The 26,025-nt window shown below is 37.9% G+C and carries 19 protein-coding genes; 7 read left to right on the top strand and 12 right to left on the bottom strand.

Going from position 1 to position 26,025, the window contains the following annotated elements:
* Nucleotides 1–21: 21 nt before the first annotated feature.
* From D9842_RS17670 to D9842_RS17680, 3 genes are all read right to left on the bottom strand, one after another.
* A complete protein-coding gene (locus D9842_RS17670) occupies nt 22–864 on the bottom strand; it encodes a DegV family protein (protein WP_121663643.1) in 843 nt (280 codons plus the stop codon).
* A 167-nt stretch (nt 865–1,031) separates the two neighbouring features.
* On the bottom strand, nt 1,032–1,715 hold the full coding sequence (locus D9842_RS17675) for a two-component system response regulator DegU (RefSeq protein WP_098798413.1): 684 nt from the start codon (nt 1,713–1,715) through the stop codon (nt 1,032–1,034).
* Between the two features lie 89 nt (nt 1,716–1,804).
* Nucleotides 1,805–2,971: a two-component sensor histidine kinase DegS gene (locus D9842_RS17680; protein WP_121663644.1), complete on the bottom strand. Its 1,167-nt coding sequence runs from the start codon at nt 2,969–2,971 to the stop codon at nt 1,805–1,807.
* A 132-nt stretch (nt 2,972–3,103) separates the two neighbouring features.
* Between D9842_RS17680 and D9842_RS17685 the strand changes: the two genes are divergently transcribed.
* The 5 genes from D9842_RS17685 (at nt 3,104) to D9842_RS26370 (ending at nt 9,794) form a co-directional block, all read left to right on the top strand.
* Nucleotides 3,104–3,736, top strand: a complete 633-nt coding sequence (locus tag D9842_RS17685; protein ID WP_121663645.1) for a YigZ family protein — start codon at nt 3,104–3,106, stop codon at nt 3,734–3,736.
* A 103-nt stretch (nt 3,737–3,839) separates the two neighbouring features.
* Nucleotides 3,840–4,847 (top strand): LCP family protein, encoded by a 1,008-nt coding sequence (locus D9842_RS17690; RefSeq protein ID WP_121663646.1) that lies wholly within the window; start codon nt 3,840–3,842, stop codon nt 4,845–4,847.
* Between the two features lie 133 nt (nt 4,848–4,980).
* Nucleotides 4,981–7,620 carry an N-acetylmuramoyl-L-alanine amidase family protein gene (locus tag D9842_RS17695; RefSeq protein WP_121663647.1) on the top strand — a complete coding sequence of 880 codons (2,640 nt, stop codon included), beginning with the start codon at nt 4,981–4,983 and terminating at the stop codon, nt 7,618–7,620.
* Nucleotide 7,621: 1 nt separating this feature from the next.
* Nucleotides 7,622–8,269, top strand: a complete 648-nt coding sequence (locus D9842_RS17700) for an SH3 domain-containing protein (protein ID WP_121663648.1) — start codon at nt 7,622–7,624, stop codon at nt 8,267–8,269.
* Between the two features lie 4 nt (nt 8,270–8,273).
* Entirely contained in the window at nt 8,274–9,794 is a 1,521-nt protein-coding gene (locus tag D9842_RS26370) for a SpoIID/LytB domain-containing protein (protein ID WP_257535894.1), read from the top strand.
* A 1,891-nt stretch (nt 9,795–11,685) separates the two neighbouring features.
* Here the strand turns inward: D9842_RS26370 and D9842_RS17710 are convergent.
* The 9 genes from D9842_RS17710 to D9842_RS17750 form a co-directional block, all read right to left on the bottom strand.
* Nucleotides 11,686–13,053, bottom strand: a complete 1,368-nt coding sequence (locus D9842_RS17710; RefSeq protein ID WP_121663649.1) for an oligosaccharide repeat unit polymerase — start codon at nt 13,051–13,053, stop codon at nt 11,686–11,688.
* Nucleotides 13,054–13,267: 214 nt separating this feature from the next.
* Nucleotides 13,268–14,323 (bottom strand): non-hydrolyzing UDP-N-acetylglucosamine 2-epimerase, encoded by a 1,056-nt coding sequence (gene wecB, locus D9842_RS17715; RefSeq protein ID WP_121663650.1) that lies wholly within the window; start codon nt 14,321–14,323, stop codon nt 13,268–13,270.
* Nucleotides 14,324–14,327: 4 nt separating this feature from the next.
* Complete coding sequence (locus tag D9842_RS17720) at nt 14,328–15,917, bottom strand: asparagine synthetase B family protein (protein WP_121663651.1); 1,590 nt, start codon at nt 15,915–15,917, stop codon at nt 14,328–14,330.
* A 9-nt stretch (nt 15,918–15,926) separates the two neighbouring features.
* Nucleotides 15,927–17,357, bottom strand: a complete 1,431-nt coding sequence (locus D9842_RS17725) for a lipopolysaccharide biosynthesis protein (RefSeq protein ID WP_121663652.1) — start codon at nt 17,355–17,357, stop codon at nt 15,927–15,929.
* The gene (locus tag D9842_RS17730; RefSeq protein WP_121663653.1) at nt 17,358–18,089 is read right to left on the bottom strand and encodes an acyltransferase; all 732 of its coding nucleotides are present in this window, start codon (nt 18,087–18,089) and stop codon (nt 17,358–17,360) included. It lies immediately after the preceding gene.
* Nucleotides 18,090–18,109: 20 nt separating this feature from the next.
* A complete protein-coding gene (locus D9842_RS17735) occupies nt 18,110–19,426 on the bottom strand; it encodes a nucleotide sugar dehydrogenase (RefSeq protein WP_121663654.1) in 1,317 nt (438 codons plus the stop codon).
* Between the two features lie 14 nt (nt 19,427–19,440).
* Entirely contained in the window at nt 19,441–20,454 is a 1,014-nt protein-coding gene (locus D9842_RS17740; RefSeq protein WP_121663655.1) for a Gfo/Idh/MocA family protein, read from the bottom strand.
* Entirely contained in the window at nt 20,447–21,184 is a 738-nt protein-coding gene (locus D9842_RS17745; RefSeq protein ID WP_121663656.1) for a hypothetical protein, read from the bottom strand. Before D9842_RS17745 ends, D9842_RS17740 begins: the two co-directional genes overlap by 8 nt.
* A gap of 102 nt (nt 21,185–21,286) precedes the next feature.
* Nucleotides 21,287–22,396, bottom strand: a complete 1,110-nt coding sequence (locus D9842_RS17750; protein WP_121663657.1) for a DegT/DnrJ/EryC1/StrS family aminotransferase — start codon at nt 22,394–22,396, stop codon at nt 21,287–21,289.
* A gap of 332 nt (nt 22,397–22,728) precedes the next feature.
* Here D9842_RS17750 and secA2 point away from each other — a divergent pair, with 332 nt between their 5' ends.
* Nucleotides 22,729–25,089 (top strand): accessory Sec system translocase SecA2, encoded by a 2,361-nt coding sequence (gene secA2, locus D9842_RS17755; RefSeq protein WP_257535895.1) that lies wholly within the window; start codon nt 22,729–22,731, stop codon nt 25,087–25,089.
* A 1-nt stretch (nt 25,090) separates the two neighbouring features.
* Nucleotides 25,091–25,915, top strand: a complete 825-nt coding sequence (locus D9842_RS17760) for an accessory Sec system S-layer assembly protein (protein WP_162987481.1) — start codon at nt 25,091–25,093, stop codon at nt 25,913–25,915.
* Nucleotides 25,916–26,025 lie beyond the last annotated feature (110 nt).

A 26,025-nucleotide genomic window follows, 5' to 3' on the forward strand; every position in this document is an offset into this window, starting at 1 on the left:
AACTCCCTATAACATACCCTATTATTTCTTATACCAACCAATCCCAATTGCACCTTCACCCAAATGCGTGCCAACAACAGGACCAAAGTAACTTACCATACACTCAATATTCTCGTACTTCTCCTGGAGCTCTTCTTTCATCTTCTCCGCTTCCTCCGGACGATTCGCATGAATCACAACAACCCGCATTGGCTCGTTATCCTTCGCATCCTCATGAAGCAAATCAAATACTCTATTTAATGCCTTCTTCTTCGTACGCACCTTTTCATAAGGCACAATCACCTTGTTATCAAAATGTAGAATTGGCTTCACTTGAAGTAAGCTTCCGATTAGTGCCGCTGCCCCGCTTAAGCGTCCACCTTTTTGAAGATTTGTTAAATCATCGACCATGATATAAGCGCTCATTGTTTTTTTCATTTCTTCTAATCGTGCCATGATATCAGTCGGGGATTTTCCTGCTTGAGCCATCTCTGCTGCTTCTAGCGCGTAGAAGCCCTGTACCATTGCGCTTACTTCCGTGTCAAACGGATAAACCTCGATGTTTTCTACCATGTCTCCGGCAGTAGCCGCTCCGTTATATGTACCACTAATACCGCTTGAGAGATGAATCGAAATCACGGCGTCATATTCTTTTGAGAGTCTTTCAAATAGCTCAACAAACATTCCAATCGATGGCTGTGATGTTGTTGGTAGTTCCTGATAATTCTTCATTTTTTCGAAAAACTGTTGTGAGGTGATTTCAACTTCTTCCTGGTAGGTTTCGTCCCCGAAGTTTACACTTAGAGGAATCATATGTATGTCATGTGATTCACGGATATGTTGAGGGATATATGCTGTACTATCTGTGACAATAGCCGTTTTCATAGTTTAATTCCTTCCTTGTCTATTATCGTTTTGTCCATTTCCCATTCTACCGGAAAATGCAGGGAATATCTATTTGTTTAGTGTATGTAATTTATCTATCTTATTATTACTTGAAATTTTGGCAAAAAAAGAGTCAGCTCTCTCGATAGAGTCTGACCCCAATTCTATTACTTCACTTCAACCCAACCATTTTTAATCGCGACAACAACTGCTTGCGTACGATCGTTTACATTCATTTTTTGTAGAATATTACTTACATGGTTTTTAACGGTTTTTTCACTTATGAACAATGCTTCACCAATGCCGCGGTTGCTTTTACCGTCAGCAAGCATTTGAAGCACCTCACACTCACGACGAGTTAAGATATGTAATGGACGTCGAATTTCCGGCTGCATCGGCTGAAGATTAGCTTGTCCATTTGAAGTCGCAAGGCGTCTAAATTCGTTTACAAGGTTATGAGTAACCTTTGGATGTAAATAAGAGCCGCCGTCTGCAACAACCTTCACTGCTTCGATTAATGTGTCAGCATCCATTTCTTTCAATAGATAGCCTCTTGCACCTGTTTTCAGGGCGTGTGTTACATAGTTTTCATCATCATGAATCGATAGGATGATAATTTTTGTATCTTCATTTGCTTCAACCAATTGTTTCGTTGCTTCGACACCGTTCACTTTAGGCATATTGATATCCATGATCACAACATCAGGCTTGTGTGCATCAACGATTGCTAATGCTTCTTCACCGTCGTCACCTTCTGCAACTACCTCAAAGCTTGGTTCGAAATCCAAAATGCGTTTAACACCTTCACGAAATAATTGATGATCATCAATAATGGCAATTTTCGTCTTCATGCGCTTACGCCTCCCCATCGTCTATTCTAGTCTAATTGGCATCCATTACGTCAATATGTCTTTAGCCGTATTTATACTAGGAATTGGTATTAAGTTCCATGATATGGGACTTGAAACATGATAAAAGTCCCTAATCCAACTTTTGAGTCAATCGTCATCTTTCCGCCGAGAAGATCGACTCGTTCCTTCATTCCAATCAGTCCAAAAGATTTTTTATCTTTATTTCCTTTTGCTTCCTTTATATTAAACCCTTTTCCATCATCTTTCACAATCATTGTAATCGATTCACAGGTAACCTCCACTTTTACTGCTATTTCATTTGCATCCGAGTGCTTCAGTGCATTTGTTACAGCTTCTTGTGCTAGCCGGAATAACGCAACCTCAAATCGTGGTGGAAGTCGGTGTCCATCAATTTCACCAATGCTTTGAAAATGAATTTTTGTTTTTCCATTATATTCTTCGATCGTGTCCATATATTTTCTGAGGGTGGGTATAAGTCCTAAGTCATCTAATGCCATTGGTCTTAGGTCATAAATAATTCGTCTTACCTCATATAAAGCATTTCGGACGTTTTTTCGCAGGTTACGGATTTCTTTAAAGCCTTCCTCCGCTCCCCTCTCACGATAAATACGTTCAATTAATTCAGAGCGCATCATGACGTTCGCAAGCATTTGCGCGGGACCGTCATGAATCTCCCTGGACACTCTTTTTCGTTCTTCTTCCTGCGCTTCTATAATACGCAAGCCAAAATCCTGCTTTTGCTGGGCATCCTCTAAAAGCATACCAACCTGGCGGAGATCGCTGTTTAGATAATTTAAAACAACAGAAATTTGCCCAACAAGCGCTTCAGATCGTTCAATAATTTCCTGAAGGCCTAGTAACCGTCTTTCCAAGTCATCACGGCGATCACGAAGCTGCTTTTCATGCTGCTGCAGCATGGAGTGCTCCACCTGAAGCTTATGAGCATTTTCGTAGGCTTTACGAATTTCTTCTTCAGAAAAGTCCTTGAAATTTTTACTCACCTGTGAAAGGCGATTGCGGGCAAGTCTGGCTTGGACCTCTAGCTTATCTCCCTCATCAATCACCGTATTCACTTGCTTTTTGATTTCAACTAACTCTTCTACTAAAGACTCATACTGTTGTCTGGACTGCTCACCGATAAGAAAGATTTCATCCTTACTTCCAGCAACCGTCCCAATCATTTTATCTAATATTTCATCAAGTAATTTACTATCTATTTTTTGACTGGAGTTCATTGTTTTCCCTCCGACTTTTATACCATAATTTTAGTTTGTCACATTTTTAACAATTGAAGTAAAAAATTTGTCGTTTTATAATAAAAGAATGTGCTATTCTAAATCTGCTTGCTTGTCAGGAGGTGTACAAGCATGCTTTCACACTATTATACCGTAAAAGGCTATGGAGAGCATGAAATTGTTATACAAAAATCACGTTTTATTTGTTATGTAGAACGAGTAAAAACGGAAGAAGAAGCCATTCAATTTATTCAGCAAATAAAGAAAAAACATCAGAATGCCAATCATAATTGTTCAGCCTATCTAATAGGAGAAAATGATTCCATTCAAAAAGCGAACGATGACGGTGAACCGAGTGGTACAGCCGGAGTTCCGATGCTTGAAGTTCTAAAAAAGAAACAACTAAAAGACACGGTTGTTGTTGTCACCCGTTATTTTGGCGGAATTAAGCTAGGCACAGGCGGCCTTATTCGCGCTTACGGAAAATCGGTTTCAGAAGGACTTTCAGCAATCGGAATCGTCGAGCGCAAACTAATGCGCGTTATGCATACTAAGATCGACTATACATGGCTAGGCAAAGTAGAAAATGAACTGCGAGATTCTATTTATAAAATAAAGGAAATTCATTACCTAGAGCAAGTCGAAATTGAGGCTTTTGTTGAAGAAGCTTCCATAAATACCTTTGAAAAATGGATGACAGAGCTCACAAATGGGCAATGTTACTTGGTAAAGGGAGAAAATATTTATTTAGAAGAACCGATTTAATCACAAAGCTTTGCTGATCTAGAAGGTGCCCGCAGAAAACGAGCACTTACAGCGAAACCTTTTCACAAAGCCGACCCAAACACTAAATAAATGAGGGATAGTAGTGGCAACTAGATTAAAAAATAAAAAAGTGAAGAAAAAGAAAAGCTTTTTGAAACGAATTCTTCTTTTTCTTTTACTTGTTCTTTTAGGTGTAGGCGGATATACCGGCTACACCATTTATAAAACCTATGCAGCAGCAAACCAATCGTATTCAGAATTGGAACGCGGTGAAAAATCTGAGCGAAGAGAAACAGCAGTTAAAGTAAATGAAGATCCATTTTCGATTCTTTTAATGGGTGTAGAGGATTATTCCTCGGGTGGAGAAAATGGACGTACGGATACATTAATAGTTGTCACCGTAAATCCAACACTTCAAACGATAAAAATGTTAAGTATCCCTCGTGATACATTTGTTACTCTCCCAGAGGATGGAAGTGAAACAAAAATAAATCACGCCTATGCCTTTGGTGGAAAAGAGTTAACAATTGAAACAACAGAAGAACTTTTGGACATACCAATCGATTATTATGCTACTGTTAGCTTCCAAGCGTTTAAATCAATTGTCGATGAGCTTGATGGTGTAACAGTCGATGTACCTTTTGACTTTTACGAGAACAGTGATGAAGACGGCAAACGAATTTATTTTGAAGAAGGGCCTGCTGAGCTTGATGGTGAAGAAGCTCTTGCCTATGCAAGAATGAGGAAAAGAGACCCTCGCGGAGACTTTGGAAGAAATGACCGTCAAAAAGAGATTATTACAGCCATTATCGACAAAGCCACCTCTCCAGCTAATTTATTTAAAATTGATGAACTAGCTATGCACATTGGAGACAATGTTGAAACGAATTTTAGAATATCGCAAGCGATCGCCCTACAACAAAAATATCCAAACATTAATGGAGATAATATTGAAAAGCTAACAATTGAAGGCAGCGATGAATATATTAATGATATTTATTATTTTATTCCGGATGAAGAAATGCTTGAAGAAGTGCAGCTTGAGCTACAAACACATTTAGAGCAAGAACAACAAACCTCGACAAGCACCTCTTCAGATTATCAAAACTAGACAGATTAAGACATTATTCCCAAAGACAAACTTTTTATAGTTTGTTAGAATATTTATATAACTTATCCTCTGAATTTCCCTTTCAGAGGTATTTTTTTGCCAAATAAAATATAGGAGAGGAGAACTAGGTATATTGAAATGGTTTAGAACACTTATTGCTGTCACCTTCTTGTTTTTAAGTATCGGTCAGCCGTTCTCTACATATGCGGCAGAATCAACCGAACCCTACCCCTTCATCGGTCAAGTAACTGGTGATACTGTTAGCATGCATAAAGGTGCTACGACGAACTATGATGTTGTTTCTACATTGAAAAAAGGAGAAATTGTTGGGGTCATAGGAGACTTTACCAACAATTCAAATGAGGAATGGCTGAACATTTCTGTGAACTCCGTGAAAGGCTGGGTTAAGAAAACCAGTGTTTCCCCATTGGAGGAAGCACCCTCATCACTCTACGCAAACAAAAATCTTGCCGATGTTAGAAAAGGAGCATCAACATCTTATCCTTCTGTTGAAACATTACAATACGGACAGAAAGTAACCGTAATTGATACGTATGTAAGCACACAAGGAGAAATTTGGTATCGCATTGATTTAGGAAGTGTTCAAGGTTGGGTGTATAGTGAACAATTAACTAAAACACCTGTTGTCCAATTGCTTCAAACAAATCAATCCGCAACCGTTCATAGTGGTGCAACATCTTCATACAAAATCGTCGCTACTCTTGAAGAAAATGTTGAATTAACTATTATTGATTCTTTTACCAATAATCAGCAAGAAGTATGGTATCGAATTCAGCTCGAAGATGGAACAAAAGGTTGGGTCCATTCAGAATTCACTGAAGTAATTCAAGAGAATAATGACACAACACAAAGCTTCCCTATTGTTTATGTAAAAAATGTAGGTTCCAAGATTCATAGTGGTGCACTAGATTCATATCGTGTTGTGTATCTACCAAACCAAAATGAAGCATTACAAGTTATTGATGAATTCACGAACAACTTAAATCAAACATGGTACCGTGTTGAATTAAGTGCTGATTTAAAAGGCTGGATTCTATCAACCGAAGTTCAAGAACAACCCCTTTATGAGAGTCAAATTGTTGGGAACTATGTTTTTGTTAAAAATGATGGAGCTGTTGTTAGAAAAGGTGCATTAAGCAGCTATCCTACAGCAGATACATTAACGGTAAATGATGATCTGAAGGTAATAGGAACATTTATTAACCAAAACGACGAATTCTGGTTACGTGTTCAAACATCAAACAATGTAACAGGCTGGATACTTGCTACAGACACTCAAAAGGAAACGAAAGTAAACACCACTTATTATCTTAATACAAACGGTGTTGTAAGAAGCGGTGCCCTTGATTCTTATCGTCAGTTAGCATCACTTTCTCAAGGCTCTGCTGTTTACGTTATTGATACTTTTGAAAATAACAATAAAGAGCTTTGGTATCGAGTGACATTAGAATCTGGTGAGAATGGCTGGATCAAGTCAACAGCTGTAACGAGCAAACAGATCTACCTTAATAAATCATTCGTTGTTGGTACTAATAGCACCTACGTTTATAAAGGTGCCATGCATCATTATAATAAGGTAACAAAACTTCCATACGGTTCGAAGGTAAAAGTTTTATTCGAATTTATTAATGATAAAAATCAACATTGGTACAATGTTCAATTATCAAATGGAACAAAAGGCTGGGTACCTAAGGCAGAATTATTTACTAGCCTTTCAGACAGAACCTTTGTTTACCCGCTTAACGCCAATGTGCTACACAAAAGTGCAACTGCAAGCTCTGGATACAACACAAAAGTTCAAGCAGGTGAACAATTAATTTACCTTTGGAGTCACAATGAATGGATTAACGTTGAAAATTCAAAAGGTGTCCGAGGCTGGATCCTAAAGAATGACACAAGGGAATTCATTCCAAACATTTTCTTAAATCCTAAGGTTTCTCAATCAGGAAATGCCACAACATTAGTTTGGGATAAATCATTGAATTTTGCTGTAGGAAACAAGCTTCTTTCAAATGGAGTTGTTCAGCTAACAGGAAGCAAGCTTCATACTGTTTTACCTTCTCAATCGATTAAAGGATTGAAAAACATCTCAGCTACATCTAGTGCCATTACGTTAACACCTGAATCAGGCTATTTGATTGGAGTACGCAACAACAGCAAGCAAACTCAGGTTAAGGTCATGCCAATTGGATTAGCTGGTAAGAAAATCATTGTTGATGCAGGTCACGGAGATCAAGATCCAGGTGCCGTTGGTCCAACAAAATTAAAAGAAAAAGATGTAACATTAGACGTTTCAAGAAAATTAAAAGCAGAGCTTGAGCGCCAAGGAGCAATTGTTACCCTTACTCGAAGTGGTGATACGTTTTTAACTTTGGCACAGCGTGTTGCGATTGCAAACTCATCAGACAATGATGCCTTTATTAGCATTCATGCAAATGCTAGTGTGAGCACATCTGCACGAGGGACAGAAACATACTATAACACTGCCTATAACTTTAATGGCCCAAAAAGTAGTGTACTAGCTTCTTATATTCAAGATTCATTAGTTGATAGAATCAACACCTACGACCGTGGCACAAAAACAGCGAACTACTATGTACTAAAAAATAACGAACTACCAAGTGCATTAGTTGAATTAGCCTTTATCTCAAATCCAAACGAAGAGTCCATGCTAAAAAACGACATTACACGTGGACAAGCTGCCGTTGGAATTGCTGAAGGCCTTAAAAAATACTTCACTGGAGGAAACTAAGATGAAAAAGAAAAGTATGCTTGTGATCTCTTCTGTTTTTCTTACTGGATTTTTAGTAGGAAGCTACACTCCTACTCAAGTCGGCTCAGCTGCAAGCAATGTTGTGCTAGCAAGCGTTGAGTGGGTAACAAACCAAATTAATCCTCTTCAATCACGAGTAACGAAACTAGAAAGTGAAGTAGCCTCTCTAAAAAACGCCATTAAAGACGGCGGTGGCTCTGAGACAACTTTGCCTTCTAAAGTTTATGTAAGCAGCACATCTGCAACCGTTCATAAAGGAGCAACGAAAGATTACGCAGTTGTTGCTACGTTTATGAAAGGAAAAGAACTTTCTGTTATTGACGAACACGATGGTAGCACTGGTAAATGGTATCGCGTTGAATATGCAACGGGCAAATATGGCTGGATCTTTTCTGGTGATGTTTCTACAACAACAGTTGCAAAGCTCTCAACGGTAACAATCACAGCAACAGCAACCGTTCATAGAGGAGCAACAACAGATTATCGTTCAGTTGCTGTTCTACAAAAAGGGACAACCGTTAAATACGTAGGATCTTTTACGAACAACAACGGTGAACTTTGGTACAACGTTGAATTATCAAACGGTGTAAGAGGTTGGATTCAAGCAATCTATGGAGAGGTGAAATAATAGTATGGCTAAAAAAGTTCTATTAGGTGTTTTTCTGACACTTAGCCTACTATGGAATGCAGATGCCACTAATGCTGCATCAATTAAAACATATCCTAATCCCGTTGCTGTACAACTCGTTGATAGTTCAACTAGTACACTCAAACTACAAAGCATCTATGAATTAACGAATAAAGCAAACAACCAAAAAACTTACTTTTTACCGGGTCTTACTATAACGATTACCCGTTCACAAAGTAATGTAAACATTGACGCAGGTGCAGTTTCTTTTTCTTCAGCAAGTGGCTTTGAATTAAAAGAAGTGTACAACGTTGCCCAATATGCACGTTTCACCACAACAACTGATCTTAAAAGTGGAGCTACATCTGATTACCAGACGAGAAAGTCATTAACAAAGGCAGAAACAGCTGAATATATTGGAAGCTTCGTTAACAACAAAGGCGAAACATGGTTCAACGTTCAGGTTGCAGACGGAACAAAAGGCTGGGTCCCTGCTAAAACAACTTTGATTGACAAAAACACCGTTTCGCTGCCAACTATTGCATACGGTGCTAACGCTTATCGAGGCGGCATGTCTCTTCTGGCTAAAACAGCTGGTAAAGTAGCAATCGTCAATAATCTTGATCTAGAAGACTACTTAAAAGGTGTTGTACCAAATGAAATGCCCGCATCATGGCATAAAGAAGCTCTAAAAGCACAAGCAATTGTAGCGCGAAGCTATGCTGCTAACAGCATGTCTTTAAAAAATACAACTGCAAGCCAAGTGTACAAAGGCTACACATCTGAAGATGCTAGATCGAATCAGGCTGTTGAAGAAACAGCTGGTGTAATGGTGAAGTACAACGGAAAGCCAATTCAAACATTTTTCTACTCAACAAGTGGCGGCCGAACAGCAAATGTTGGTGATGTTTGGAACTCAAATCAAGCAAGCTTCCCATACTTGATTTCCGTTGATGATCCATACGAAAACTCACCACACAGCAACTGGCAAAATTCTTTTACATCAAGCATGATTTTAAACAGCTTCGGCTTAGATCCAGCAACAACAACGCTCTATGATATTAAAACAAATCCATCAGGAGCCAATGGCGAAATAACAAGCGTCACCATTAGCACTTCTGCTGGAGAAAAAACAGTCACAGGTAACGAGCTCACCATCCGTAAGCTCTTCCCAATCGAAGGAAGCTACGGCTTCTTAAAATCAAACTGGTTCACATTGGATGTAAATAAAGAATATACCGTTCAAACCGCTAGTGGCCAACAATCACAACTAAGTGTTTCTGGCCAACAAGTCATGACGGGCACAAACACAACATCAACCATCTCATCAACAGACGTTGCCATTCAAACAGCGAGTGGAACCATCACAAAAGAAGCTGACCCTGCCTCCATCACCGCAACAGGTAAAGGCTGGGGCCACCGTATCGGCATGAGCCAATACGGCGCCAAAGGCTTCGCCGAAAACAACTGGAAAGCCGTTGATATTGTGAAGCATTACTTCCCTAATACGGATGTTTCGAAGTAATGGTATATGAAAAGCATGGATCTTGTTTGATCCATGCTTTTTAGATTTATAGGAAATTCTGGGGATGTTAGATATATTTAGGGTGAAGACCATTTTACTTCTATCAATCTTCTAACTTGGTTTTCATTGCTTCTATGAAGAATATCTCACTTACATAACTCACCATAATGGTCTTCATCGCTCATATGAAGGCTATCTCACTCTCATTAATCACCTGACTTAGTCTTCATTGTTCATATGAAAGCTATCTCACTCTCATTAATCACACAACTTGGTCTTCATCGCTCATATGAAGAACATCTCACCCCAATAATTCACACAACTTGGTCTTCATCGCTCATATGAAGAACATCTCACTCCAATAATTCACATGACTTGGTCTTCATCGCTCATATGAAGAACATCTCACTCCAATAATTCACATGACTTGGTCTTCATCGCTCACATGAAGAACATCTCACTCCAATAATTCACATAACTTGGTCTTCATGGCTCATATGAAGAACATCTCACTCCAATAATTCACATGACTTGGTCTTCATGGCTCTTATGAAGGCTATCTCGCTCTCAGCAATTACCTAACTTAATCAACCTTGCTCATATAAAGACTATCTTGCTCCCATAAATCACCTAACTTGTTCTTTATCGCTCTTATTAAGACCATCTCTTACTATAAATGTTAATTCAATAATGTACGAAGGTGATTATATTAGAATGTACAGCGAAAAGGTGTCCCGATAGTCGGAAAATCAGGACATAATTATGGATGACTTGCTATTTTTTTCTCGATTGTACCAGTATCGGGACATATATCTGGATGTCTTGCTATTTTGTGTCTCGATAGTGCCAGTATCGGGACATATATCTGGATGTCTTGCTATTTTGTGTCTCGATAGTGCCAGTATCGGGACATATATCTGGATGACTTGCTATTTTGTGTCTCGATAGTGCCAGTATCGGGACATAATTTTGGATGACTTGCTTTTTTGTGTCTCGATAGTGCCAGTATCGGGACATATATCTGGATGACTTGCTATTTTGTGTCTCGATTGTACGAGTATCGGGACATATATCTGGATGACTTGCTATTTTGTGTCTCGATAGTGCCAGTATCGGGACATATATCTGGATGACTTGCTTTTTTGTGTCTCGATAGTACGAGTATTGAGACATAATTGTGGATGATATGCCATTTTTTGTCTCAATAGTACGAGTATCGGGACATATTTGTGGATGACTTGCTATTTTGTGTCTCGATTGTACCAGTATCGGGACATATTTGTGGATGATATGCCATTTTTTGTCTTAATTGTACCAGTATCAGGACATATATGTGGATGACTTGCTATTTTGTGTCCCAATAGTACGAGTATCGGGACATATTTGTGGATGACTTGCTATTTTGTGTCTCAATAGTACGAGTATCGGGACATATATGTGGATGACTTGCTATTTTGTGTCTCAATAGTACGAGTATCGGGACATAATTGTGGATGACTTGCTATTTTGTGTCTCGATTGTACGGGAATCGGGACATATATGTGGGTAACAAGCTATTATGTGTCTCGATACTACCAGTATCGGGACATAATTATCGATATCAAACCATTTTTTGTCTCGATACTACCAGTATCGAGACATAATTATCGATAACAAGCTATTTTTTGTCTCAATAGTTCCAGTATCGGGACATAATTGTGGATGACAAACTATATTATGTCTCAATAGCACCAGTATCGGGACATATATATGAATGACAAGCTAAATCATGTCTCAATTATGAGAGAATCGGTTAAAAAAGGACGACTCATCCCCCCACAATTCCCTTGTCCCCCCTAACATTAAAAACCCCATTCACCAAGTGAATAGGGCCACCCAAACAAAACCTCTATTACTCCTTCACCGACGTCCATTTCCCCGTCCTCTGACTAATAAACTCTAACAGCCTCAAGAAAATGAAAGGCGCAACCAAGACAATTAATATCGCAACCCATAACGTATTAAGAAGGAAATCTGTAAATCCACCTATTACCACCCTTGGTATGTTTACCGTGAAATACACAAACAAGGCAATGTACAATGGATTTTTTTGCAAACGAAGAAACGCAATATAAATCAATTGAATAAACACGCCAACATAAACGGTACCAAGTATTAATCCAATATATCCAAAGTTCGCAAAAGCTTCACCTGCGAATAAAGTGTTTAACACCCCTGCTGTTCCCTCTTCAACACGTTGTGGGAAGTAAACCTCCATCGCTAAACGAGCTGAACGTATTTGTTCAATATCGTAAAGGCCGATGATTGAAGATGGCAGGCTTTGTCCCATTAACAGCGGCATTTTATCAGAGAATAGCTCTAAATGCATGTAGTATCCAGCAATTTGCGTAAGAATTAAGCGACCGACCGGACCACGATTATAATCTAAAAATGCACTTGGATCGGACACACCTTGAATGACTACATATAAAACAATAATTCCACCGATGGCTATTGTCCCAAGAGCAATCACACGTGACCACGTAAGCTTAATCACTTGAAGGTAAAGCAGTAATAAAATAAACATTAATAGATAAAAGAAAATTGGTGCTTTTGACAAATCATAAATTTGAATAAACACTGAGCATGAAAATGTAATAAGAAAAAGTGCAATCCATTTCATTTTCATTGTTTTATAGCTATAAATAAACGTAATCATTGATAAAATCGGCGTTAGACCAATTGCAAAAATATTACGAATTAGTGTGTTTCCCTGAAAGCCTCGGGCAGCTTCAATACGAAGCTCTGCCAAATTGCTGCTTCCTAACAACAATTCAACAATTGGAATAGCCTCTAAATAATAGATTGTGTAGGCAATTGATAAAAGAGAAAGTCCTGTTAATCCTAGATACACAAGATACGTTAATTTATCTTGCTGAATGACTATAGGACTTTTCAAATAAGTATCAAATTCCTTTTCCGCTCGAAAACCAATCAAGTTTGACACAAAATACATCGACAATGGCAGCATCACCATGACAAAACAAATCGTATAAAAGCCAATCACACGATAACGATCGTCTGATAAGAGATTAATCATATAATGCTTATCAATGTCCAAGGCGATGAGTAAACTACCAATAAAGGAAGAAATAAATAATGAATAATAGAAGACAAGAGAAAGTAAATTTGGTTTTAATATGGACATCGTTCCTGCAGACTTTTTAAACAAATAAAAAGATAGAACAGCTACAATGAGCCAAATCGTGATATATAGCACTTGATTAGACCTCCAGCTTTGATGTTCTAAAATTGAAGCTTCTTTCGCCAATATTGTTGAAGGGACTAGATAACTACCTGCGAAAATAGCCTAACTGAGTTTTTCAAAATTCGGGAAATGACAGGCACCACCCCCTCCCCCATTCTACAAAAATCGGGAAGTGCCAGGCACCATCTCATCAAAAAAAGGGGCAACCATTAAGCGCCCCTCTTTCTTATTTGTCGCTTATCATTTTAACAATTTTTTCGGAGGTGTTTCCATCCCCAAATATTGGTGGGTAGTCAGAGTGACATGGTGCTTGAACTGCTTCTAAGATTTTATTTGTGTCTGCTCCAACTAGGATGTTTGCATCTTGATGTAATGTTTCAACCCACTCAGTTTCGTCACGAAGAGTCACACATGGAGTTTTCACAAAGTAAGCCTCTTTTTGTACACCGCCAGAGTCTGTTAAGATCTTTTTCGCATTTTTTTCTAAAGAAAGCATGTCCAGGTATCCGATTGGCTCAATAACCTTTAATCCTGGAATAGCGTCAAGATCAATACCAGAAGATTTTAGCTTGTTCTTTGTTCTTGGGTGAATTGGCCACACCTTTGTTCCTTCAACCTTGCTGAATGCATCAAGAATATTGTTCATACGCTCAGGATCTTCTGTGTTTTCAGCACGGTGAACTGTAATCAAGTAGAATTCTTTTTCTGTTAAACCCAGGTCGCTCATTAACGTTGATTTGTCCGCAATGTCTTGATTATACATAACCGCGTCATACATTACGTCTCCAACGTTAAACACGTTTTTCGTAATGTTTTCTTTTTCAAGGTTTTGAACAGCCGTGTCTGTTGGACAAAATAGAAATTCTGACACATGGTCTGTTAAAATTCGGTTTACTTCTTCAGGCATTTTTTTATTAAAGCTACGTAAGCCTGCTTCGATGTGAACAATTGGGATATGTAGTTTAGATGCAGCAAGTGCTCCTGCTAATGTTGAGTTAGTATCACCGTACACTAACACATAATCTGGCTCTTCTTTTAGGATAATTTCTTCGATGCTTGTTAGCATATTTGCCGTTTGAACACCGTGAGATCCTGACCCAACATTTAAGTGATAATCAGGCTTTGGAATGTTTAATTCCTCAAAAAAGATATCAGACATATTGGCATCATAATGCTGACCAGTATGAACAATGATTTCTGTATGTTGCTTTCTAATTTCACGAGAAACAGGACCTGCTTTAATAAATTGTGGTCTTGCCCCAAGTATCGTTACAATCTTCATATTATCAACCCTTTAAGTTATTAATATAATTTTTCACTAGAATCGAATTGATGTTATAGGGAGTATGATATTTGCTTCCCTTTACTTTAAATGATAGTGAATTAAGATATTGAACATAGTTACCCGTAATTCCGTACCATTCCATCGGATCTTTATGGTAACGGCTGTACAATTCTTTTTTATTATAAAGCTTCTTTAACAGAGGATAGAGTGCCCCATATTTGTTTTTATAAGAAGTCGTTTTTCCAACCGGATTGTTCGGCTTATCAAAGTAATCCGGATACATTTGATGCAAAGTATAATCATATATGTATTTCTTAAAACGTTGATCAACCGGTACCTTCAGGAAAAATTCTACAAGCAAGTCATCCCATAGCGGAATTTCCCAGCCCTGATGATAGAATTCGTATACTCTTAATGAGTTAATAATAAATTTCCCTTGTCGTTCCTTCCAATCCCAAAACTCAAACAATGCACTAGCTTCTTCACGATTTTCATAAGGCAGTCCCTGAAGTTGTTCAGCAATCGATGTAGAAACAGCTTTTGTAACTGAATCATCATTTGTCATCCATAAGCGATGGTGCTTTTTCATGATTTCCTGAACAATTTCGTCTACTGTGTAAGAGCGATCGATCATTAACTCATATGGGATATGACTTCCTGCTATAAAGTCTCCTGAATGACCAGGTATAAACACATATTCGTGATCTTTCGCTTCTAAGTTGTGTAGAAGGCTTTTCACTGCCGGCCAGTCTTGAATATGAGCGATTGATGATAGATTCGTTCCGAAATCTTGATAATTTCTCCACTCATCTGAATGATACCATTGAAACCAATCGTTTTTTGTATAAGGAAAAACTGACCAATCTAAGCCAAGACGGTTCGCAATTTCCTTACTCCGTACCGCTTCCTTACTTGTCGGAACACCATATGTAAAGGTCTTGATGTTTTTCACATCGTATTCCTTTAACAACAAAGCAATAATACGAGAATCATAACCCCCACTTAAAGGGATAATTACTTTTTTATCTTTTATACGCTTAACCATTTGATCAAACGTTTGATGAAAAAGCTGGGCCAGCTCATCGGCCGCTTCTGAAACATCCATTTCTCTTGGAGAATGGTAGTATCGGAAATACGTTTCTTGTGTGAGAGTTTTCCCGTTAAAAATAAGAAATTGACCAGCCTCAACCTGATACAATCCGTGATAAAGAGTACGGTTGCCTGCCGCATAGCCTGTTAAAAGAAATTCAGAAACCGATAGATCATGAAGCTCAGAATCAGCATCACTTGGTGAAACCTGATCTTTAATGATTAGTCGGTCATTTTTTTGTTGATAAAACAGAGGAATTGTTCTTTTACGATCAACCGCAGCAATTGTTTTCTCAGTATCATGATAAACAAGCGCAAACTCACCTTTGATTTTCTCAAAAAATTCCCGATGAAAGGAAAGTTGAATGAGTTCATCAAGAGAGTGACTCGTAAACAACTTATCTTGATAATAAAAGTATCCCCTAAAATATAATTCTTTATTGTCTATTTTTAACTGTGACCAGCTTTTTGAAAGAGTCAGGCTCACATTATTGATTTCCAAGTTAATCACCTAATTTGCTGTTTCGTGGATTGTTTTTTTTCTTAACTCTTTATCAACACGAGTAATAAGTAGGGTAACAAGATATACTCCCCATGCCAGAGCGATGTAAAGTGGAGATAATCCATTTTCCTGTACATAAACAATCCCGATCGTGCCGATAAGCATGATAAGAAAAATTAAAGACATTTTCCAGTAGGAAACTGGTACATAGTATATTTTTTGACTTTTGATAAAAATATAAATTACCGCTATGATATTTGACACTAAGAAAGCAACAACGACTCCCCATATTGAATACTTTGGAATCAACAGAAGATTTAATATAATATTCAAAACGGCTGCTGCCATAAATGCATACGAAATAATTTTTGTTTTCTTTTGAAAGAAAATTCCTACTGAAATAATTAAATAGTAGAAGTTTAAAAATGTTGCGGCCGCAAGCAGTGCTACATATTGATAAGCAGATTCATATCCATCTCCTAGCAATAAAATAACATATGGCATAATCGTTGCCACAACGAGTACCCCGACTGTACCCATGATTAAAATGATCAGGTACACTTTCGAAAAAAGCTCTTTACTATCAGGCTTGTCCTTTAATGACATCGAATAAGGTCTCCATGCCATTTGGATCCCACTTGTAACAAGAGTAATCAGAGCTGCAAATTTCGTCGCAACCCCATAGATCCCAACATCCTCAGCTGTTTTCATAAAAGCTAAAAAGAATGAGCTGGAGTTTAAAATCACCCAAAATGCGATTGAAGCTGGTACTAGTGGTAGTCCGTACTTCAATAAGTCCTTTAAAACCTCTTTATTAATCTTAAAATTGATCGCTTTAGCTAAAGGTCGAGCCAATAACAGGACAATTAGAACACCACTAATTATGCGCGCATAAATAATTCCTTCAACAGATTCTATGACCAGTTCAAGGAAAAGATAGGAGCCAATTGCGACCAATAGCATTTTCAAAACAGTGAGAATAACAACCTTTAGTGTTTTAAACTCATATCTTAACACCGTTAAAACTAGGGCTGATAGGGTATCTAATAGTAAAATTGCTATGCTCAAATATAATAAATAAAGTCCATTTTCTGATTTTAGTAAGGTGTCTGCAAAAAACGGACCTACTAGGACAACAACAAGAAAAAGAAGTAAAACCATAGCTAATCGTATATTTAATACATTTTGCACATATACTTTTCGCTTGTTTTCATCCTTCGTATCAAAATAATAAAAAGCTAACGCAGAATCTGTTCCTAGTATAACTAAAAACAGCAGCATCGAAGTCCATCGGTCAATAATATCAACTGGTGCATATTCTGCAGTAGTTAAAAAATGTGTGTAAACCGGCATCATAATGAATGCAATCATTTTCGTTCCTACATTCATTAATGCATAAAGGAGGGAATCCCCTCCTAAGCCTTTTAATTTCTGTAACACCTATAACAGCTCCCGTTCCTCAACCATTCGTACAGGTTTAGCCGGGAACCCTTTTACTACTGTTTTTTGTTCCGTATCTTTTGTGACCAATGCTCCTGCCGCAACAAACGTTTCTTCTTCGACAACAACGCCCGGTAAAAGGATGGAAGCTCCTCCTACACGTGCTGCACGTTTTACGACTGCTCCTTTAATTTTATCGAAGCGTTCTTCCGTACGTCCCATAAAGTTGTCATTTGTTGTTGTTACACAAGGTGCAATAAAGACGAAATCTTCAAGCGTTGTGTATGCTGTGATGTAAGCATTTGATTGAATTTTTACTCTGCGACCAATTTTCACATAGTTTTCAACCGTTACGCCTCTTCCAACAATACATTCTGGTCCGATTTCTACGTTTTCACGTACACTCGCTAAGTCCGCAACAAGTGTTGAAGAACCGATAGTTGAGCCAGCATAAAGCACTGCATTTGTACCGATAGTTACGTCATCTCCAAGTTGAAGAGGTGCAACAGCTCCTGAAAGCTTTACAGTTGATGTTTTCCCCGGTGAAGGCTGTTTTCCTAAGACTGCTCCGTCTGCAATACGAACATTATCACCAATCACTGTGCCATCATAAATCGTTACATGGTTACCGATTGTTACATTTTCACCGATCTTTACATTTTCGCCGATCACATTAAAGTGACCAAGTGTAACTGAATCATTCACAACTACTGTTGAATGGATACTATTCATACGATCCGCTCCCGTCTTTATTACAGTTTGATATATCTCTCTGGCTTTTTCTCAACATCTTTTAATGCATTACGAGTATCAAATACAACGCGGCTGCTGTTTGCAATCATTTCATAATCAAATGTTGTATGATCTGTTGCAATCAATACTAAGTCAGCTGAAGATAATAGATCTTCTGTTAAAGCAACTGTTTCAATTTGCTTATCAATTAAACGGAATGCTGGTACAAATGGGTCAACCACTTGATAGTCTGCACCCTCTTTGTCTAAAATCGTTAAAATATCTAAAACTGGTGATTCACGAACATCATCAATATCTTTCTTGTAAGCTACACCTAGAACCGCAACCTTCGCCCCACGAAGTGCTTTTCCATCATGATTTAGTATGCGCATCATGCGATCTACAACTAGTTCAGGCATTGAGTTATTAATTTCACCAGCAAGCTCGATTAAACGAGTGTGGTAGTTGTACTCACGTGCTTTCCATGTTAAGTAGAATGGATCGATTGGAATACAGTGACCGCCAAGACCAGGGCCTGGATAGAATGCCATAAAGCCGTATGGTTTTGTTTTTGCTGCATCGATCATTTCCCAAACGTCGATTCCCATTTTTTCACAAAGAATCGCCATTTCATTTGCTAACGCAATGTTGATGTGACGGAATGTGTTTTCAAAGATTTTCTCCATTTCCGCAACAGCTGGGCTTGATACTTCAAACACGTCTCCTTCAAGAACAGCCCGGTATAATGCAGAAGCAACCTTTGTACAATTTTCCGTTACCCCACCAACAACTTTTGGTGTGTTCTTTGTTTTAAAATGCTTGTTACCTGGATCAACACGTTCTGGAGAATACGCAACGAATACTGTGTCACCACATACTAAGCCTTTTTCTTCTAATGCCGGTACAACGATTTCTTCTGTAGTTCCAGGGTATGTTGTTGATTCTAAAACAACTAACATGCCTTCACGCGCATACTTTGCGATTTCTTTTGAAGAGCTTTCCACATAAGAAGTATCAGGCTGTTGATGGTGATCAAGTGGTGTTGGTACACAAATCGCCACAGCATCAACTTCTGTAATACGGTTATAATCTGTTGTTGCTTCAAGCATGCCAGATTTGATGATTTCTTCTAGATCCTCGTTCACAACGTCACCAATATAGTTTTGAGCGTTGTTTACTTGATCAACACGACTTTGTTGTACATCAAAACCGATCACTTTAAAGCCAGCTTTTGCTTTTTCAACCGCTAACGGTAAACCTACATATCCTAAACCAACAACTCCGACAACTGCTTGTTTATTTTCAATTTTTGCTAAAATCGAATCTAAATGAGACATTTCATTTTCACTCCTTATTGTAAAAAGACTTTCTTGCCTGTTTCCGCTGATTCTAAAAACGCTTCAATAAGCTTTACAGGTGCTAGTCCGTCTTTACCAGTTACCACTGGCTCTGTATTTGTTTCAACTGCACGAACCATATCCTCGATAATCCACTGATGACCAGGTTTGCCAAATGGATCTTCTTTAATAGTTTCGATTAGTTTGTTCTTTTCTTCTTCGTTTATATCACTTACATTTAATGTTTCGAAATAAATCGCGTTCGGCCCGCCTACTTTTACTGTGCCCGCTTCACCGAAAATTGATAGAGATTCTTCAAGATTTTTCGGATAAATCGTTGTTGCTGCCTCAATCACACCTAGAGCACCACTTTCAAATTCAACAACACCAACTGCTACATCTTCTGTTTCAATGTCACGAAGACGAGTTGCTGCCATTGCTTGAACCGATTTAACTGGGCCCATGAACCAAATTAACAGATCTAAATTATGTATAGCTTGGTTCATTAACACACCGCCGTCAAACTCCTTCGTTCCTCTCCAAGCAGCTTGATCATAGTACTCTTGACCGCGATTCCAACGAACCGTTGCATTCGCATGGCTCAGCTTACCAAACAAGCCTTTTGATTTAATATCTTGAAGAGCACGAATAGCTGGACGGAAGCGATTTGGGTGAACAACAGAAAGCTTGATATTCGCTTTTTCTGCAATCGCAATAATCTTCTCAGAATCACTGCTCGTTAACGCCATTGGCTTTTCCATAACAATGTGCTTGCCCTTAGCTGCAATGATTTCAGCAAGCTTAAAATGAAGTCCTGATGGCACACAAATATTTACAACATCAATATCTGTTTGCTGCTCAAGCATTTCATTTAAATCCGTATATACGTTACATAACTCTTTATATTCTTCAAGGCGCTGTTCATTTGTGTCACAAACCGCCACAAGGTTTGCACCTTCAGCATTATTAATCGCATCAATATGTTTTTGAGCAATAAACCCTGCCCCTACAATCGCAAAATTAATCATTTAGTGCCCTCCTAGCTTCACGGATGTATCTCCAAAGTAATAAAACAACTAACATTAGAAAAAAGCTCAGTGCAAATGATACAACTGCATTTTGAACTAGGTAATTGTCTGATTGAGTGATTGTTTCGCTAATAAATTCCGGTTCCTCAAATAATGCTAAGTCTGTTTCCATTCGCTTTCCAGATGTTTCATATTCAAAGACAATTTCACTCATTGTAGCAGCTGCTACTAATAGATCAGTATCTACTATTGCCTCATCCTCTACAGCTGTAATTGCATCAATGTACTTTGGTAATAGCTCTTCGTTTTCCTCAAGGCTTTTTTCGTATAATTTCACTGCATCATTTGTCAAATTGTACCTTAACTGATATTCAGCTTGTAAATCCTCGGTGTATGTTGTCACCAAGGAACTTAGCTTTTTATGTACGTCATCTTTGTTATCATCGATAACTTTAATTTGAACCTGCTTACTCTTAATTACTGAAAACTCCACATCAGTATCTGAATTGTCATCGAGGTATTTAGCTTCCATTAATAAAGGTTCTGTTAATTCACCCTTTTTAATGTCACCAGTAAAAAATATCGCCTTCCCAACATACTCCCGACTACTAAACATTGAAAATGCTGACACAATGAGACAAATTACTAATGGAATACCGATAAGCAGCCACTTTTTTCTCCAGAAAAACACTAGATTTTTATAAAACAGATATTCTTTTTTTTCGGACATTATATTTACCCTTTCTTTTGCATTGGATAAATGGAAAGAACCCGCCTCTTGGCGAGCTTCTTTCCAAAAGCATGTTTTCTCAAAAAGTCCTATAAAAGACTTTTATTGATAAAATTTCGTTACACACTCAACAACATATTGTTGTTGTTCTTCTGTTAATTCTGGGAACATTGGTAACGAAATGGCTTCCTTAGCCGCTTTTTCTGTAATTGGGAAGTCACCTTCTTTATATCCAAGATCCTTGAACACAGGTTGAAGGTGTAACGGCTGTGGATAGTAAATCATTGTTGAAACGCCTTGTTCTCCTAAGAACTTTTGAAGCTCATCACGTTTTTCAACTCGAATTGTATATTGATGGAACACATGGTAGTTCCCCTCAACTTCAACAGGAGTAACAATGTTGTCACCTAGTGAAGCTTTTAACAATTCAGTATAACGGTTCGCAATGTTTCTGCGCTTTTCGCTCCAATCATTTAAATGTGGGAATTTCACATTTAAGATCGCAGCCTGCATTTCATCTAAACGGCTGTTGTAGCCAAGAACATGATGATAATACTTTGGCTTACTTCCATGAACTCTGATCACGCGCATTTTTTCTGCAAGATCTTCATGCTTTGTTACAATCATCCCTGCATCGCCATATGCCCCAAGGTTTTTTGTAGGGAAAAAGCTATATGTAGCAGCGTCACTTAATTGACCAACTGTATTTCCTTTGTATGTAGCCCCAATTGCTTGAGCCGCGTCTTCAATCACGTATAAATTATGTTTTTTCGCAATTTCCATAATTGGATCCATGTCGGAGCTTTGACCATAAAGGTGAACCGGCATGATTGCTTTTGTTTTGTCGTTAATTTTCTCTTCAATCTTAGCAGGATCAATATTGAACGTAACAGGATCAATATCAACAAATACAGGAGTCGCATTGCATCTAGCAATCGCACCTGCTGTTGCAAAGAATGTAAATGGAGTTGTGATCACTTCATCACCAGCAGTAATTCCACTAGCCTGAAGTGCAATATGTAAAGCGTCACTACCATTTGCAACACCAATCCCGTAAGGAACATTACTATATGTAGCAACATCTTGCTCTAATTTTTTTACATTATCGCCTAAGATAAAGCGCGAAGATTTCATAACCTCATCTAATGTTTGAAGAATTTCATCACGTAGAGTCGCATATTGCTCTGAAAGATCGAGCATAGGTACTTTCATAAAAGAATCGTCTCCTTTATAACTAATAAAGATTTTACAATCTATGATATTCTACCACAATTTATGAGATAATTGTCACTAGCTGTCGTTTATTTCTAATTGTAATAATCGTAATGTTTGTAATTTAGACAATTTCTAGCGTAACCTCCCGAATAGTGTGTCCAGAAATCATCTTTTTAGTTTAAAAAAGAACAAATTGTTTAAACTAAACCCGGTTAATATTCGAAACATTTCCTCTAATTCCCTACCAATTAAAAGGAAGTAGTAGGAAAACTCTAAACTTGTTATGATATAATTATGGTCGAACATTAGAGAAAAATGGGGAATCAGACATGTCAGTTATGTTAAATCAATATACAAAATTAAAGTCTCGTTCTGAAATAAAAAAGTTAGAAAAACTAGTAAAACAAATTAACGCATTAGAAGCAGATTTACAAGCTTTAACTGATGAAGAGTTACGCGCTAAAACCGCTGACTTTCAAGAGGCCATTCAAAACGGTAAAACATTAAAAGACATTCGTGTTGAAGCTTTCGCCGTTGTAAAAGAAGCCGCGTCACGCGTCATTAATCAGCGCCACTATGACGTTCAGCTGTTAGGTGGACTCGTTTTAACAGACGGTAATATCGGGCAAATGCAAACAGGCGAAGGGAAAACATTAATGGCTTCTCTTCCAAGTTATTTATTCGCTCTTCAAGGAAAAGGCGTTCACGTCATCACTTCAAATGAATACTTAGCACAGCGTGATTTTGAGTTAATCGGACAAATTCATCAATTCCTTGGATTAAACGTTGGTTTAAATGTTGCTGATTTATCACCTGCTGAGAAAAAGGCTGCATATGATGCTGACATTACGTATGGAACTGGAACAGAGTTCGGTTTTGATTATTTACGTGATCATATGGTACTCAGTGAAGCTGACAAAGTTCAACGTGGTCATCATTTTGCCCTTATTGATGAAATTGATAACACATTAATTGATGAAGCAAGAACACCATTAGTGATTGCGAACAAATCGACCATTTCATCAGAGCTTTTCGCCATTTCGTCTATGCTCGTTAAATCTCTTAAAAAAGAAGAAGATTACGAATTGAATCTTTCGTACAGACAAGTTCACTTAACAGAGCAAGGCGCTGCTAAGATTGAAAAAGCTTTTGGAATTGATAACATTTATAGTGCAAACGACCAAGTGCTTTATCATTTCATTAATCAATCACTACAAGCACATTTTATCTTCAAAAAAGACCGTGATTATATTATTCGCGAAGGAAAAATCGAATTGGTGGACTCCTTTACAGGTCGTGTTATGGAAGGCAGAAGCTTAAGCTATGGTCTTCATCAAGCGATTGAAGCTAAAGAAGGCTTACAAATTAACGAAGAAAATATTACACAAGCGTCTGTTACGGTGCAAAACTATTTTAGAATGTACTCAACTCTTTGCGGAATGACAGGTAGCGCCCTTCCTGCTCAAAAAGAGTTTTTAGAAACGTACGGCATGGATGTTGTGAGTGTACCAACAAACCGTCCAAACCAACGTATTGACCAAGAAGACTTAATTTATAAGGACCTAGAGTCTAAATATAATAAAGTCGTACAACTGGTTAAAGAAATGAACGAAACAGGTCGACCAATTTTAATTGGGACAACCTCGATCGAGCAATCAGAAACCATCTCAGAATTGTTAACAAAAGAACATGTGAAACACCAGCTGCTTAATGCAAAAAGTGCTGAAGAAGAAGCGAAAATGATCTCTATTGCTGGTCAAAGAGGCATGATCACAATCGCAACAAATATGGCTGGTCGTGGAACAGATATCCTTCTAGGTGAAGGTGTTGCTGAGCTTGGTGGCCTTTATATTCTTGGTACAGAACGACACGAAAGCCTACGAATTGATATGCAGCTAAGAGGTCGTGCCGGTCGACAAGGTGACCTAGGTTCAACGCAATTTATTTTGTCATTAGAAGATCACCTAATGAATCAATTTGACGATGAAGAGCTTGAGAAATATAAGAAAAAAATTAAAACAAACGAAGAAGGTTTGATTCTTAGTCCAAATCCTTTGAAATTTGTTACAACAGTTCAAGAAACAGTTGAAAACAGTCATTACTCATCAAGAATTCATTTATTAAAGCTTGATGATGTACTCGATCAACAGCGTAAAGTAACTTATAGTAAACGCAATGAATTGCTTAACACATCAGATATTACTGAGCAATTTGAAAGCGAATTGAACGAATATCTTGATTACCTTGTTAAGACGACTGTAACAAATGATATTGACCTAAAAGATGACAAACTTGAATTTTTCATCTATCAAATCAATGAGTTATTTGGATTAACACTAAACAAAAATGAACTTGTTGATCTTGAAGAAGATGAATTACGTGAGCTAATCCAGCCGACTGCAAATGAATTCTTAGCTTCTCTAACAGAGCTATTAGAAGACGAAACAGTGAAAAATCAGGTAAGAAATATTATGATCAAAACATTAGATCAAATGTGGCTTGAGCATATGGAACGCATCGAAAGCCTAAAAGAAGGCATTCACTTACGTGGCTATGCCCAAGAAGATCCGTATCGTTTATTTACGATGGAAGGCTTCGAGCTTTTCAACGAAAGCACGACAAGCTTCCAATACAATATGGCAACAAAAGTATATGCGTTCAAAAAAAGTATAGAAAAGGAGGATGAGTAACGTGACAACAACTGAAACTGTTGAAACAACATTATCCATTCATCCTGACTGGGATTTAAGCAAGCAAGAATATTACGTTTATCAATTTCATCACAATCAACTAGATTTGCTAAAAGAAAACCAAATTTCGATTACAGGAATTAAACTAGAAGAATTTGATGACTTGATTTATGTCACAGCATTTATTCGTAATACCCTTCCTAAAGGAATTAAGTTTGAGCTATTAGATTTATTAATTCTCAACAAAGACAAACAGGCCGTTGCCAGAGAAACGTTCGACATGGAAAAATTCGGAGAGCTTCCTGCAAACAGCTGCCGCCCTTGGTCATTTGTTTTTGAAAAATCTAGCTGGAACAATGAAGAAGGAATCTCCTTAGAAGACTGGCAAATTGCCTTCGAACTGAAAAAGAAACCAAACGCTATCCATCAGCTAGACCTAGAACAAAGCTGGGAAGAAAACCTATCAAAAGAACGCAAAGAGCATTTCAAACAGCTTGTTGCAAAAATGCCTCCTCTTAAGCAAAACGAAGTGAACATTATGGGGCTTGAAGCAAAATTCAACGATGAACAAAATCTTGTTGTTACCCTTCTTATTCGAAACGGCAGCTTAAAGAACATTCATCTTGAACAGCTTCCACTTGTGGTTGAGGATGCTAACAAAGAAGTTGTCGCAAAAGGTGTGTTTACACTAAATAAATTAGAAGTAAAAGCAAACACAAGTAAGCCTTGGACATTTATCTTCCCAAGGGATTTGATAGTAAATCATCAGCCTGATTTATCTAAGTGGAAGGTGTATCCTTTGACTGGAGAGCAGAAGGCGGAATAGCTTGAGAGAAGAGCTTGGATTTTATGATCCAAGTTCTTTTTTTATTTTTATAGCAAATTTAATAGAAGGAAGAATTTCATATCTTTTCTCTTAATATACAAAAAACCCCA

Origin of the sequence: Metabacillus litoralis (genome assembly GCF_003667825.1) — a bacterium.
Taxonomy (GTDB): domain Bacteria; phylum Bacillota; class Bacilli; order Bacillales; family Bacillaceae; genus Metabacillus; species Metabacillus litoralis_B.

What these genes read in the sequence shown, in the direction of transcription:
- D9842_RS17670 (WP_121663643.1), bottom strand. Translation starts at nt 864, where the DNA reads ATGAAAACGGCTATTGTCACAGATAGTACAGCATATATCCCTCAACAT.
- D9842_RS17740 (WP_121663655.1), bottom strand. Translation starts at nt 20,454, where the DNA reads ATGATTAATTTTGCGATTGTAGGGGCAGGGTTTATTGCTCAAAAACAT.
- D9842_RS17730 (WP_121663653.1), bottom strand. Translation starts at nt 18,089, where the DNA reads ATGAATAGTATCCATTCAACAGTAGTTGTGAATGATTCAGTTACACTT.
- D9842_RS17745 (WP_121663656.1), bottom strand. Translation starts at nt 21,184, where the DNA reads ATGTCCGAAAAAAAAGAATATCTGTTTTATAAAAATCTAGTGTTTTTC.
- D9842_RS26370 (WP_257535894.1), top strand. Translation starts at nt 8,274, where the DNA reads ATGGCTAAAAAAGTTCTATTAGGTGTTTTTCTGACACTTAGCCTACTA.
- D9842_RS17680 (WP_121663644.1), bottom strand. Translation starts at nt 2,971, where the DNA reads ATGAACTCCAGTCAAAAAATAGATAGTAAATTACTTGATGAAATATTA.
- secA2 (WP_257535895.1), top strand. Translation starts at nt 22,729, where the DNA reads ATGTCAGTTATGTTAAATCAATATACAAAATTAAAGTCTCGTTCTGAA.
- D9842_RS17700 (WP_121663648.1), top strand. Translation starts at nt 7,622, where the DNA reads ATGAAAAAGAAAAGTATGCTTGTGATCTCTTCTGTTTTTCTTACTGGA.
- D9842_RS17735 (WP_121663654.1), bottom strand. Translation starts at nt 19,426, where the DNA reads ATGTCTCATTTAGATTCGATTTTAGCAAAAATTGAAAATAAACAAGCA.
- D9842_RS17675 (WP_098798413.1), bottom strand. Translation starts at nt 1,715, where the DNA reads ATGAAGACGAAAATTGCCATTATTGATGATCATCAATTATTTCGTGAA.
- wecB (WP_121663650.1), bottom strand. Translation starts at nt 14,323, where the DNA reads ATGAAGATTGTAACGATACTTGGGGCAAGACCACAATTTATTAAAGCA.
- D9842_RS17685 (WP_121663645.1), top strand. Translation starts at nt 3,104, where the DNA reads ATGCTTTCACACTATTATACCGTAAAAGGCTATGGAGAGCATGAAATT.
- D9842_RS17750 (WP_121663657.1), bottom strand. Translation starts at nt 22,396, where the DNA reads ATGAAAGTACCTATGCTCGATCTTTCAGAGCAATATGCGACTCTACGT.